Here is an 11,148-nt window from a genome sequence, read left to right as displayed (position 1 = left end):
ACGCTCGCTCAGCAGGAACAAATCACCCATGCCAGCCTCCTCAAGGGAGACTGTGAATCACAACTCAAGGCAGATTAATAGGTCCTGAGCCTAGACCTCTTGGCCCACGTGCCTACCGTTTACTTCTCGGTTGAGCCGCTCGCACGGGAGACAAACCTTCTGCAACTGGTCGCGCTTGGACAGAGCCTGACCCTGACGACCGTTTCCGTGTCATCTCATGCACCGGTCACCTGCCGTCCTCTCACAGGACAGGGATTGCCGCTTCGTGCCGTCTGGTCACGCTCGAATCCCAACCCGGCTCCGACCCGACTTCTGTCCGTCGCCCGGGAACTGAGGACATCGCCAGGCCACCGGTGCGCCGACCGAACGTGATCTCCGCACATTCCGTTCGTGTCACTTGATCCGGCTCGTCCCTGCGGCGCGCCTTCGCTTAGGCTGTGGCGCCGTCTCCTCCGCCATGCCGTCCGGCTCGACGAGCGCCACATGGCTCACGCTCAGGGCCAGCGCGATCTCGTACAGTGTGATGATCGTCGGATTCTTGAGGCCGCGCTCAACGTCGGACAGATATTGCTGGCTGAACCCCGAACGCATGGCAAGCTCCTCCTGAGTCAGCTTCTGAGCCTGACGCAGGCGCGCGAGATTGCGGCCGACCAGCTTGCGCATGTCCATGGCGCAAGCGGTCGCGGATTCCGACGATCAAGTTTATCAACTATAATATGTAACGACTAATCTGCTTTGCGCGATGGCGTCCTGAAGCGAACGCCAGCCCCGCCACCATTCTCGGGAATGAACTCGATGCCGGCGGCTTCGATTGTTCTGAGAGTAGCACAGAGTGCTACCCGTCTAACCGGCCGCCGATCACGTGCGGGCGTACGCATCTGGGCACGCTCCCGCGATGCCGTGGACTCATCACATGATGCCGCTCCACGGCCTGCCGTCCCACCACTTGTTCGGCCTAGTCTCTCGCTCATCACGATGAAGAGCGACGCTCGCCATGACCCGAGCCTTCCACGATACGCCGCCCGATTCGCCGACCGTCACCGACTATGATCGTAGTAATGCCGTGCTCTATCTGCGGCTGCTCGATGCGGAAGCGGCGGGCGCCGACTGGAAGGAAGTTGTCGCGCTGCTGTTCGGCCTGGACCCGCTCACCGCGCCGGAACATGCCCGGCGTGTCCACGCAGCCCATCTGACCCGGGCGCGCTGGATGTCGGCGCAAGGATATCAGGAACTCCTGCGTCGACCCGACAAGTGATCGGGTGATGCCGGCCGGGCATCAGGCCATGTCTCTCGCGTTTCTTCCGGAAGCTCCCTTCAGACGAGATCGTCGGGCGTATCGCGGCACGCTCGAAAGGGATCCCGATGGTCCTGGAAACGGCCTGGCAGTCATCAGAGGCCTACGCCTTCGTAGATGCTCTCTCGCCCTCACAGCTCGCCTGGGAATGGCTTCGGCGCAACGAGGCATATCGGCGGGACTATGCCAGGTTCCGTTTGATCGAAGATCCTGAGAGGGGGACCCTCGCGGCGCTCATGCAAGCCCGCTGGGGTCTACGATTTCCCGATCGATCCCGCACGTGATGCACGAGAAGCCTCCGTCATCTGGGACCTGGAGACCGACCCCGGCCTGATTGCGCTTGTCGCGCCGTGCGACACCGCCTGTGGCCGCCTGACCGCTGGTAATACGTCTCAAGGCACGGACCATCACCTGCATGCATCCAGCTGTGTGATAGTCGGCGCGGGCCGCGACGCGATCACCGTTATGCTGCCAGAAGGCCATCGCCTCGATCCATCCCTCGGTGCCCTCGTCCGGATGGACGCGCATCTGCCGGATCGTATCGAGGCTCTGGTACGGCTCTGGGCCCATATGCAGAGAGCGGCCGTGCCGCCGGACCGGAGGATCACACTCCAGCAGCGCCGGCGCCTGCGGCACATGCTGCAAGCGGGGGATGGCCACCGTGCGGGCGCCACCTATCGTGAGATTGCCACCGGCCTGTTCGGTGCCGCTCGGGTCGCGGCCGCGCCCTGGAAGACGTCCTCCCTACGCGACACGGTCATCGCGCTCGTCGAAGATGCGCGGTCCATGATCGAGGGCGATTACCGCAAGCTCCTGCATCGGCGGCGCCGTCACACCTCGCCCCGCTAGGGTGGGGATTTTAGCCCCCAATCTTCCCCATCCCTCCCGACATTCCTCCTCCGCCACCGTGGTCACCGTCCGCCGCCGCACTCCGGCGGCCCCCGCCACGCTCACCGAGGCCCGCTCCATGCGACCCGATCTCGCCACCCTCCCGCCGCGCTATCTGCGCACCAAGGAAGCCGCCGCGTTTCTCAGCCTGTCGGCCCGCACGCTGGAAAAGCACCGCACCTATGGCACCGGTCCCGCCTATCGCAAGCTCGGCGGGCGTGTCGTCTATTCGATCGACGACCTGCAGGCCTGGACCGAGCGCGGCGCGGTCACCTCGACCTCCGATCCGCGCGGCACCGTCCTGCCGGCCAAGCGCCATGCGCTTGCCGCCGGTTCGTTCGCCGGCCGCGCCGCGCGCTGACCGCTCCCCATGGCGGCGCGGCATCACAGCCTCTCGGAGCGCGGGCAGCTCGATCTGTTCCGCGCCCTGCCGGGCGACTTCGCGCCACGAGATGCGCAGGATCTCATGGCCTATCCCTTCTTCTCCCTCTCCAAGACCCATCGCGTCGCGCCGATCGATTTCCGGACCGGAAGCATCGCCATCCGGGTCGAGGCCGTTCCCGATCACGGCATGGCGACGATCTGGGACGCCGATATTCTCATCTGGGCCGCCAGCCAGATCGTTGAGGCCCGCGACGCGGGGCTTCGCACCTCGCGCCTGATGGCGGCGACGCCCTATGAGATCCTCACCTTTGTCGGACGCGGCACCTCGCTGCGCGACTATCAGCGCCTCAAGGCCGCGCTCGACCGTCTCCAGTCCACAACGGTCTCGACCACCATCCGCCAGCCGGCAGAGGGACGCCGGCACCGCTTCTCCTGGATCAATGAATGGCAGGAACGGACCGACCGCAACGGCCGGCCCGACGGCGTCGACCTTATCCTGCCAGAGTGGTTCTACCGCGCCGTGCTCGACGACGCGCTCGTGCTCACCATCGACCGGGCCTATTTCGGGCTGACGGGCGGGCTGGAGCGCTGGCTCTACCGCCTGGTGCGCAAGCATGGCGGGCACCAGGACCACGGCTGGAGCTTCGACGTCGCTCACCTCCACGCCAAATCCGGCAGCCTCTCGCCCCTCAAGCACTTCGCCTATGACCTGCGCGCGATCGTGGGCCGCCAGGCGCTGCCCGGCTACCGGCTCGGCATGCACCGCCAGACGGACGGTGCCGACATCCTCTCCTTCGTCAAGATCGACGCTGCACGCCTTGCCCTGCCAACCCGTCGCCGTCTCGCGGCCATCCGATCTGGGGACAAGCTGTGAATCATCTCGTGCTATCGGGGACCAGCACCCTCGTGCCATCAGGGACCGGATCCTCGTGCTATCGGGGACAAAAATCGACGATTCAGTCTTCTGAATCAGAGACTTATGGCGCCCCTAACTTCTCTAACCTGGATTCCTTCGGAATCCTTCTAACGGAACTACGCCATTCTACTTCGACGAGCGCGTCCCCGCTGAAGGTGCGGAGCGCGCCATGATCGTCGCGCTCCTCAACCAGAAAGGCGGGGTCGGCAAGACGACGCTGGCGCTGCATCTCGCCGGGCAATGGGCCCGGCAGGGACAGCGGATCACGGTGATCGACGCTGATCCGCAAGGCTCCAGCCTCGACTGGTCGCAGCAGCGCAGTCGCGAGGGATTGCCGCGGCTGTTCGGTGTCGTCGGCCTCGCCCGCGACACGCTGCACCGGGAGGCCCCCGAGCTTGCGCATGACGCCGATCACATCGTCATCGATGGACCGCCACGCGTCGCCGGGCTGATGCGCTCGGCCCTGCTCGCCGCCGATTTGGTGCTGATCCCCGTGCAGCCCTCGCCCTTCGATGGCTGGGCGTCGGCCGAGATGCTGGCGCTGATCCGCGAGGCGCGGATCTACCGCCCGGAGATATTGGTCCGGTTCGTCCTGAACCGCTGCGGCGCCCGCACCGTTCTCGCCCGAGAAACTGCGCAGACGCTCGCCGACCACGATCCCCCGGTGCTCGCCAGCACCATCGGTCAGCGCATCGCCTTTGCGGCGGCCGCGCAATCCGGACGTCTCGTTTTCGAGCGCGACGATGCCGGGCCGGCCACGCGCGAGATCGCCGCGCTCTGCGCCGAGATCAATGGTCTTGACCTCGGGAGGCGCGCGCCATGAGCGAACGCCCGATCCGCCGCGACTTCGCCTCCCGACCGGCCGATCCCGAGCACTGGGTCAAGGCGGCGGATGTCGCGCCAGAGCACCGCCCCGGCGCCACGTTCACCGCGCGCCTCACCATCGATGTGACGCCCGACCTGCGCGGGCGGATCAAGGTCGCTGCCTTCCGGCGCGGCGTCACCGTCGCCGAGATGCTGCGCGATCTCCTCGCGCGTGAATTCCCTCCCCAATCTGGAGACCAGCCATGAGCGCGGCGTTTGCACCCTGTGCGGCAAGCACGGCTTCCGCGTCCAGTCCCCCATCCGATGCCCTGACCCATGTCGAGCTGACCCAATTCGACAAGCGGATCGAGAACTGGATTCGCATCGGCCATCACGCACATGAGCAGGTTCTGGATCGTCGGCGGCGCATCCTCTCTTTCCCTCCCGGCTGCATCTTCGCCTTTGTCCGGTGGGCGTCGAACGACTTCGGCACTGTGGCCTCCCGCCTCGACATCGTGCGCTGCGTGACGCCGGGCGACGGCTACCAGACGCTGCCCTTCGTGCGCCCCGGCGGCGAGATCCTGCTGCGGGTCGATGGCTGGCCGAAGGTCGAGAAAATTCTGCCGCACATCGACGCCATCGAGGCGACAGGCATCGATGCGACCACCGTCGCGCCCGATCACTGGGGTCATGTCGCCCACCGCATCAGTGTCGGCTTCGAGCCGCGCGCCTATAGCATGGAGCGCCATCAGGCGTGGCTGATGCGGCGGGAATGCGGACAATGAACCGCGCCGCTTATGCGCTGCTGACGACGGTCGCCAGCGTCGGCGTGGCCCTCGCCGCCACAGTGCCGACGCCGCTCAAGCTGATCTGGAATGCCTCGGCGAGCGTCCCTATCGGGCTCTATTCTCTCGAGCCGGCCGATCATCTCGAGATCACCGATCTGGTGGCAGTGATGCCGCCACGACCGCTCGCCGCGTTCCTCATCGCACGGGGTTATCTCGGCGAAGGCACACCGCTGCTGAAGCGCGTGATGGGGCTGCCTGGACAAGAGGTCTGCCGCCTCGGTGAGGCGATTACGGTCGATGGCGTACCGCTGGGCGAAGCGCTGCCGCGCGACCGCATGGGGCGCGATCTGCCGGTCTGGCGGGGCTGCCGAGGTATCGCGGCTGGCGAACTGTTCCTGATGAACCCGGACGTTGGTGACAGTCTCGACGGACGGTATCTCGGGCCGATTTCAGACGGCACCGTCATCGGCCGTGCGATGCCACTCCTCACGGATGAAGCCGGCAACAGTGACTTCGTCTGGCGCGCGGCGGTGCGCTGACATGCGTCGCGCTGCGCTCTTTCTCGCATCCGGACTGTTGATCGGCGGTGCATCGCCTGGGTCTGCCAGCGCGCAACTTATGACGCCAACTGCGGCGTACTCCGTCACGTCCTACGCCGCCCATATCGACGAGGCTGCGCAGCGCTTCGAGCTTCCGGCCAGCTGGATCCGTGCGGTCATGCAAGCCGAGAGCGGCGGCGATCCGCGCGCCGTCTCATCGGTTGGTGCCATGGGGCTGATGCAGATCATGCCCGCGACCTGGGACGAGCTTCGCATCCATCACGGTCTCGGCGCCGATCCGTATGACCCGCGCGACAACATCCTCGCCGGCGCGGCCTATCTGCGCCAGCTCCATGGCCGCTATGGCAGCATCCGCGCCATGCTCGCGGCCTACAATGCCGGACCGGCGCGATATGAGGCGTCGCTTGCCGGCACGCTTCTGCCGCCGGAAACGCGCAATTACATCGCGGCCTTGGCGCCGATCATCGACAAGGAGTCTGCAGCCGGCGCCACCGGACCGGTGCAGCCAATGGCGCAAAGCTGGCGCCACGCGCCGCTGTTCGCCACGCCGCCGGCGCGCAGCAATCCAGTCGATTCCGGGTTCCTCGCGCCGCGATCGGACGCGCTGTTCGTTGCACCTTTGCCATCGCGGAGGGCGCCATGAGCAGGCGGACCCGCTTTCGCGTGCTGTCGGGCTCTGGCGTTCCGTGGCGAGCAAGACGGCGCAGGACAGGAACCACGACCGCACGAGGGCAGGATAAAAGGGCGCACATTGCGCAGCGGTCGGGGTGTTGTTTCACCACGTGTTTTCCGCGCCCTCGGCACCTTGTGGAGCCGAACCTCAAGGTTTGCGCGTGCCGCAAATGGAGCCGCATCAACGATTTCCCGCACATTGCGAGGCTTCGCCATGAGCGATGAACGGGAGTTCCGCGTCCGTCCCGGCCGTATCCGCTCGACCCGCGCCCAGCAGGCCCGACCTTTCATCGCCCAGGCTCTCGCCGCGGCCCGGAAGGCCGGCGGCGGGGTTTCCCGTTCGGCCAAGATCGCCACCGGCGACCGCTCGCGTTTCGGCAGCGGACAGGTCGCCAGCCTTCAGGCCAGCCGCCGGATCACGCCGCGCTCGCGGGGGGCCGTGGTCAAGGCGCGGGTCGTCCGACACACGGCCCGTGCGGGCTCGCTCGGCCAACACCTCACCTATCTTCGCCGCGAGGGCGTGACCCGCGACGGCGAGAAGGCGCAGCTGTTCGGTCCCGAGAGCGAGAATGTGGATGTCGACGCCTTCAGTGGTCGCTGCCGCGAGGACCGTCACCATTTCCGCTTCATCGTCTCGCCCGACGACGCCTTGGAGATGGAAGACCTACGCGCCTTCACCCGAGACCTCACCCGGCAGATGGAAAAGGACCTCGGCACTGGTCTCGACTGGATTGCCGTCGATCACTGGAACACCGAGCATCCCCATGTGCATCTGATCGTGCGCGGCCGCCGCGACGATGGCCAGGACCTCGTGATCTCCCGCGACTACATCAAAGAGGGCATGCGCGATCGCGCCCGAGACCTGATCACCCAGGAACTCGGCCCGCGCACCGAGCTCGATATCCGCCGGAGTTTGGAGCGTCAGATCGAGGCGGAGCGCTGGACCGAGCTCGATCGGCAGCTCGTGCGCGAGACCCGCGAGAGCGGCATCATCGACATGGCGCCGGCTCCAGGCCGACAGCCGGACGAACACCATGCGCTGAAGATCGGGCGGCTCCGGAAGCTCGAGGCGCTCGGCCTCGCCAGTGAGATCGGCAACGCCCAATGGATGGTGGAGCCGGAGGCGGAAGCCACCCTGCGTCAGCTGGGTGAGCGCGGCGACATCATCAAGCGGATGCACCGCGCCCTCACCGAACGCGGTATCGAGCGTGGCACGGCAGGCTATGTCCTCGCCGCCGAGAGCCTCGATGTGCCGGTGATCGGCCGGCTGGTCGCACGTGGTCTCGATGACGAACTCCACGGCTCCGCCTATGCCATCGTCGATGGCGTGGACGGGCGGTCCCATCACATCCGGCTGCCCGATCTCGATGCAGCCGGCGATGGCGCTCCAGGCGCCATCGTCGAACTGCGCACCTTCGACGATGCGCACGGCAAACGGCGCGTCGCGCTCGCGGTGCGCTCCGATCTGGATCTCGCCCACCAGGTCACGGCCACCGGCGCCACCTGGCTCGACCGTCAGGCCATCGCGCGTGACCCCGTTGCTCTGTCGGACGGCGGCTTCGGCACCGAGGTGAGCCAGGCGCTTGAACGGCGTGCCGAACATCTCATCCGCGAGGGCCTGGCCGAACGACAGGGACGGCGTGTCGTCTTCGCCCGCAATCTCATCGACACGCTCCGCCGCCGGGAGCTGGAGGCCGTCGGCGAGAAGCTCGCCGCCGAGACCGGCCTGGCGTTCAACAAGGCTGGCACCGGCGAGTATGTCGCCGGCACGTATCGCCAGCGCCTCAACCTCGCGTCCGGTCGCTTCGCCATGCTCGATGACGGGCTCGGTTTCCAGCTCGTGCCCTGGTCGCCCTCGCTGGAACGCCAGCTCGGCAAGCATGTCTCCGGCGTCGCCCGTGATGATGGTGGCGTCGACTGGAGCTTCGGTCGCAAGCGCGGCCTTGGCCTCTGACCTGAGAGAGGAAACATCACCATGTCGGCGACGAAAATCCTCTGGGGACAGATCCTCACCGTGCTGCTCATCGTGCTCGCGGCCATCTGGGGCGCCACACAATATGTGGCCTGGAGCCTCGGCTTTCAGACTCAGCTGGGCGCGCCGTGGTTCGAGTGGCTCGGGTTGCCGATCTACTATCCGCCGGCCTTCTTCTGGTGGTGGTACTTTTTCGACGCCTATGCGCCGGAGGTGTTCTTCCGCGGCGCGCTGATCGCCGCCTCCGGCGGCTTCCTCGCCATCGCGTTCGCCATCTCTCTGTCGGTCTGGCGGGCGCGCGAAGCCTCAAAGGTCGAGACCTATGGTTCGGCGCGCTGGGCCGAAAAGGAGGAAGTCCGGGCCGCCGGTCTGCTTGGCACCGATGGCGTCGTGCTCGGCCGCTTCGACCGTGCCTATCTGCGTCATGACGGACCCGAGCATGTGCTGTGCTTCGCGCCAACCCGGTCCGGCAAGGGCGTCGGCCTGGTGGTGCCCTCGCTGCTGACATGGCCGGGTTCGGCCATCGTCCATGACATCAAAGGCGAGAACTGGCAGCTCACCGCCGGTTTCCGCGCCCGGCATGGCCGCGTTCTCCTGTTCGACCCGACCAACGCCAAGTCCGCCGCCTATAATCCGCTGCTGGAAGTGCGCCGTGGCGAGTGGGAAGTCCGTGACGTCCAGAACATCGCCGACATCCTGGTGGACCCCGAAGGCTCGCTGGAAAAGCGAAACCACTGGGAGAAGACCAGCCACGCGCTGCTGGTCGGCGCTATCCTCCACGTGCTCTATGCCGAGGCGGACAAGACGCTCGCCGGCGTCGCTGCCTTCCTCTCCGATCCGAAGCGACCGATCGAGACCACGCTCGACGCCATGATGAAGACCGCCCATCTCGGCGAGGCGGGCCCGCACCCTGTCATCGCCAGTGCCGCCCGCGAACTGCTCAACAAATCCGACAATGAGCGCTCGGGCGTGCTCTCCACCGCCATGTCCTTCCTCGGCCTCTACCGCGATCCGGTTATTGCCGAGGTGACGCGGCGCTGCGACTGGCGCATCGCCGATATCGTCGGCGGCAAGCGACCGTCGACGCTCTACCTCGTGGTGCCGCCCTCCGACATCAACCGCACCAAGCCGCTGATCCGCCTGCTCCTCAACCAGATCGGTCGGCGCCTCACGGAAGACCTGCAGGCGAAGGGTGGGCGCCATCGTCTGCTGCTCATGCTCGACGAATTTCCGGCGCTCGGCCGGCTCGACTTCTTTGAATCGGCGCTCGCCTTCATGGCTGGCTATGGCCTGAAAGCCTTCCTCATCGCCCAGTCGCTGAACCAGATCGAGAAGGCCTATGGGCCGAACAACTCAATCCTCGACAATTGCCATGTCCGCGTGAGCTTCGCCACGAACGACGAACGCACCGCCAAGCGCGTCTCCGATGCGCTCGGCACCGCCACCGAGATGAAGGCGATGAAGAACTATGCCGGGCATCGGCTCTCGCCCTGGCTTGGCCATCTCATGGTGTCTCGCTCGGAAACCGCCCGCCCGCTGCTCACCCCCGGCGAGGTCATGCAGCTGCCGCCCACGGACGAGATCGTCATGGTCGCCGGCACCCCGCCGATACGGGCGAAGAAGGCCCGCTATTACGAAGATGCGCGGTTTCGGGACCGGCTCCTGCCGACGCCAACGCCCTCTCGTAGCCCGACCGTCCAACACGATGACTGGACCGCGCTGCCGTTGCCAAGGCCACAGGAGGGCACGGGCGGGAGCGCCGCGGACGAAGGTCGAGACGATGATCCGACCGGCTCCGAACACCGGCATCAGCCCGAGCTCAGCCGCGTCAAGCCGGTCGAGAAAAGCCAGCCCATCGAGAATGAGTTCGAGTTCGAGTTCGACGCGGATCGCGACGACGAGATGGAGGACGTCGCCACCCGAAACCGGCGCATGACTGGCCTGATGCAAGGCGTCGCCCGACAGGTCAGCCTCAATCCTAATGACGGCATGGAGCTGTGATTCGCCATGGCAGGTCGCACGAAGAAAGCGCAGATCTCCGTCTATCTCGAGCCCGACATCATGGACCTGTTGGCCCACTATGCCGCCCAGCGGGACCAATCCATGTCCCTGATCGCCCAGGCCGCGATCGCCTCCTTCCTGTCCCCCGACAGCGCCGAGCGCCAGGAAGCCGCTCTTGCCCGGCGCCTCGGCCAGATCGACCGACGTCTCGCGCGACTGGAGCGCGATCTCGGCATCTCGACCGAGGCCTTCGCCACCTTCATCCGCTTCTGGCTAGCCACCACCCCCGCTCTGCCCGAACCCGCCGCCCAGGCCGCGCGGGCCAAGCTCTCCGAGCGCTATTCCGCTTACACCACCGCGCTCGGCCGGCGTCTCGCCAAGGGACCGCAGTTGCGGCAGGAGATCGTGGAGGATGTTGGGGGAGCGGAGAAGGAGGGGGGCGGCCGGAGTTGACCCCCTCGACTGCCCTTTCAGCGACGTCCGCTTTGCGCCGCCATCTCGGCCATTGATCTGGCAACGGCCGCGGCCCAAAAGCCGCCATTCGCGAGGTGGCGCACGTCGGCACCTTGCGCCAACTGCGGAAAGGGTACGCGGTCCAAAAGCGGACATGTAGGACGAGTCGCTGGAAACAGCGCGGTACACCGTGTCTTTGGTGGCAACCCATCGCCAATTGCGCAGCGCCTATTTGGGTCCACTTCGCCCGGCTTCGAACTTCCGCATGATTTCATCGAGGTTAAAGCTCGCCGGCTTTTGCCGGGGCGGAAATTCCTGAAAACTAGGCTCAGGACTCATTGATTACCGAGCCAGAAGATGACGGTAGCGGCGATGCAGATGGCTGAGAAGAAGGTGTGGGCGCAACGATCATAGCG

15 protein-coding genes are annotated in these 11,148 nt (G+C 66.2%); 13 read left to right on the top strand and 2 right to left on the bottom strand.

Features of this window, described 5'->3' with window-relative positions; all coding sequences use genetic code 11:
* Window positions 1-393: 393 nt before the first annotated feature.
* Window positions 394-669, bottom strand: a complete 276-nt coding sequence (locus QOZ99_RS22210; protein ID WP_306892171.1) for a helix-turn-helix domain-containing protein — start codon at window positions 667-669, stop codon at window positions 394-396.
* Between the two features lie 325 nt (window positions 670-994).
* Between QOZ99_RS22210 and QOZ99_RS22205 the strand changes: the two genes are divergently transcribed.
* Window positions 995-1,255 carry a DNA -binding domain-containing protein gene (locus tag QOZ99_RS22205; protein WP_306892170.1) on the top strand — a complete coding sequence of 87 codons (261 nt, stop codon included), beginning with the start codon at window positions 995-997 and terminating at the stop codon, window positions 1,253-1,255.
* Between the two features lie 107 nt (window positions 1,256-1,362).
* A complete protein-coding gene (locus tag QOZ99_RS22360; protein ID WP_370876917.1) occupies window positions 1,363-1,578 on the top strand; it encodes a transcriptional regulator domain-containing protein in 216 nt (71 codons plus the stop codon).
* Here the strand turns inward: QOZ99_RS22360 and QOZ99_RS22200 are convergent.
* Window positions 1,529-1,822: a hypothetical protein gene (locus QOZ99_RS22200; RefSeq protein ID WP_306892169.1), complete on the bottom strand. Its 294-nt coding sequence runs from the start codon at window positions 1,820-1,822 to the stop codon at window positions 1,529-1,531. The genes QOZ99_RS22360 and QOZ99_RS22200 overlap by 50 nt on opposite strands.
* Here QOZ99_RS22200 and QOZ99_RS22195 point away from each other — a divergent pair.
* The 11 genes from QOZ99_RS22195 to QOZ99_RS22145 all read left to right on the top strand — a co-directional run bounded on the left by QOZ99_RS22195 (window position 1,811) and on the right by QOZ99_RS22145 (window position 10,732).
* On the top strand, window positions 1,811-2,143 hold the full coding sequence (locus QOZ99_RS22195; RefSeq protein ID WP_306892168.1) for a DUF2285 domain-containing protein: 333 nt from the start codon (window positions 1,811-1,813) through the stop codon (window positions 2,141-2,143). The genes QOZ99_RS22200 and QOZ99_RS22195 overlap by 12 nt on opposite strands.
* 118 nt (window positions 2,144-2,261) lie before the next feature.
* Window positions 2,262-2,543 (top strand): helix-turn-helix transcriptional regulator, encoded by a 282-nt coding sequence (locus tag QOZ99_RS22190; protein WP_306892167.1) that lies wholly within the window; start codon window positions 2,262-2,264, stop codon window positions 2,541-2,543.
* Window positions 2,544-2,552: 9 nt separating this feature from the next.
* Entirely contained in the window at window positions 2,553-3,440 is an 888-nt protein-coding gene (locus QOZ99_RS22185; protein WP_306892166.1) for a replication initiator protein A, read from the top strand.
* A gap of 211 nt (window positions 3,441-3,651) precedes the next feature.
* Window positions 3,652-4,305 carry a ParA family partition ATPase gene (gene parA, locus QOZ99_RS22180; RefSeq protein ID WP_306892165.1) on the top strand — a complete coding sequence of 218 codons (654 nt, stop codon included), beginning with the start codon at window positions 3,652-3,654 and terminating at the stop codon, window positions 4,303-4,305.
* Entirely contained in the window at window positions 4,302-4,553 is a 252-nt protein-coding gene (locus QOZ99_RS22175; RefSeq protein ID WP_306892164.1) for a ribbon-helix-helix protein, read from the top strand. The genes parA and QOZ99_RS22175 overlap by 4 nt, the downstream gene beginning before the upstream one ends.
* On the top strand, window positions 4,550-5,071 hold the full coding sequence (locus tag QOZ99_RS22170; protein ID WP_306892162.1) for a DUF2840 domain-containing protein: 522 nt from the start codon (window positions 4,550-4,552) through the stop codon (window positions 5,069-5,071). Before QOZ99_RS22175 ends, QOZ99_RS22170 begins: the two co-directional genes overlap by 4 nt.
* Window positions 5,068-5,613: a S26 family signal peptidase gene (locus QOZ99_RS22165; RefSeq protein ID WP_306892161.1), complete on the top strand. Its 546-nt coding sequence runs from the start codon at window positions 5,068-5,070 to the stop codon at window positions 5,611-5,613. Before QOZ99_RS22170 ends, QOZ99_RS22165 begins: the two co-directional genes overlap by 4 nt.
* Before the next feature lies 1 nt (window position 5,614).
* The gene (locus QOZ99_RS22160) at window positions 5,615-6,277 is read left to right on the top strand and encodes a lytic transglycosylase domain-containing protein (protein ID WP_306892160.1); all 663 of its coding nucleotides are present in this window, start codon (window positions 5,615-5,617) and stop codon (window positions 6,275-6,277) included.
* Window positions 6,278-6,520: 243 nt separating this feature from the next.
* Window positions 6,521-8,260, top strand: a complete 1,740-nt coding sequence (locus QOZ99_RS22155) for a relaxase/mobilization nuclease domain-containing protein (protein ID WP_306892159.1) — start codon at window positions 6,521-6,523, stop codon at window positions 8,258-8,260.
* 21 nt (window positions 8,261-8,281) lie between these two features.
* Entirely contained in the window at window positions 8,282-10,279 is a 1,998-nt protein-coding gene (locus tag QOZ99_RS22150; protein WP_306892158.1) for a conjugal transfer protein TraG, read from the top strand.
* 6 nt (window positions 10,280-10,285) lie between these two features.
* The gene (locus tag QOZ99_RS22145; protein WP_306892157.1) at window positions 10,286-10,732 is read left to right on the top strand and encodes a CopG family transcriptional regulator; all 447 of its coding nucleotides are present in this window, start codon (window positions 10,286-10,288) and stop codon (window positions 10,730-10,732) included.
* The last annotated feature ends 416 nt before the right edge of the window (window positions 10,733-11,148 follow it).

This window comes from Ancylobacter amanitiformis (assembly GCF_030814815.1).
GTDB classification, from domain to species: domain Bacteria; phylum Pseudomonadota; class Alphaproteobacteria; order Rhizobiales; family Xanthobacteraceae; genus Ancylobacter; species Ancylobacter amanitiformis.
The sequence above is the reverse complement of the archived record's forward strand: the minus strand, read 5'-3'. Positions and strand labels throughout refer to the sequence as shown.

What these genes read in the sequence shown, in the direction of transcription:
- QOZ99_RS22210 (WP_306892171.1), bottom strand. Translation starts at nt 669, where the DNA reads ATGGACATGCGCAAGCTGGTCGGCCGCAATCTCGCGCGCCTGCGTCAG.
- QOZ99_RS22205 (WP_306892170.1), top strand. Translation starts at nt 995, where the DNA reads ATGACCCGAGCCTTCCACGATACGCCGCCCGATTCGCCGACCGTCACC.
- QOZ99_RS22360 (WP_370876917.1), top strand. Translation starts at nt 1,363, where the DNA reads ATGGTCCTGGAAACGGCCTGGCAGTCATCAGAGGCCTACGCCTTCGTA.
- QOZ99_RS22195 (WP_306892168.1), top strand. Translation starts at nt 1,811, where the DNA reads ATGGACGCGCATCTGCCGGATCGTATCGAGGCTCTGGTACGGCTCTGG.
- QOZ99_RS22200 (WP_306892169.1), bottom strand. Translation starts at nt 1,822, where the DNA reads ATGCGCGTCCATCCGGACGAGGGCACCGAGGGATGGATCGAGGCGATG.
- QOZ99_RS22190 (WP_306892167.1), top strand. Translation starts at nt 2,262, where the DNA reads ATGCGACCCGATCTCGCCACCCTCCCGCCGCGCTATCTGCGCACCAAG.
- QOZ99_RS22185 (WP_306892166.1), top strand. Translation starts at nt 2,553, where the DNA reads ATGGCGGCGCGGCATCACAGCCTCTCGGAGCGCGGGCAGCTCGATCTG.
- parA (WP_306892165.1), top strand. Translation starts at nt 3,652, where the DNA reads ATGATCGTCGCGCTCCTCAACCAGAAAGGCGGGGTCGGCAAGACGACG.
- QOZ99_RS22175 (WP_306892164.1), top strand. Translation starts at nt 4,302, where the DNA reads ATGAGCGAACGCCCGATCCGCCGCGACTTCGCCTCCCGACCGGCCGAT.
- QOZ99_RS22170 (WP_306892162.1), top strand. Translation starts at nt 4,550, where the DNA reads ATGAGCGCGGCGTTTGCACCCTGTGCGGCAAGCACGGCTTCCGCGTCC.
- QOZ99_RS22165 (WP_306892161.1), top strand. Translation starts at nt 5,068, where the DNA reads ATGAACCGCGCCGCTTATGCGCTGCTGACGACGGTCGCCAGCGTCGGC.
- QOZ99_RS22160 (WP_306892160.1), top strand. Translation starts at nt 5,615, where the DNA reads ATGCGTCGCGCTGCGCTCTTTCTCGCATCCGGACTGTTGATCGGCGGT.
- QOZ99_RS22155 (WP_306892159.1), top strand. Translation starts at nt 6,521, where the DNA reads ATGAGCGATGAACGGGAGTTCCGCGTCCGTCCCGGCCGTATCCGCTCG.
- QOZ99_RS22150 (WP_306892158.1), top strand. Translation starts at nt 8,282, where the DNA reads ATGTCGGCGACGAAAATCCTCTGGGGACAGATCCTCACCGTGCTGCTC.
- QOZ99_RS22145 (WP_306892157.1), top strand. Translation starts at nt 10,286, where the DNA reads ATGGCAGGTCGCACGAAGAAAGCGCAGATCTCCGTCTATCTCGAGCCC.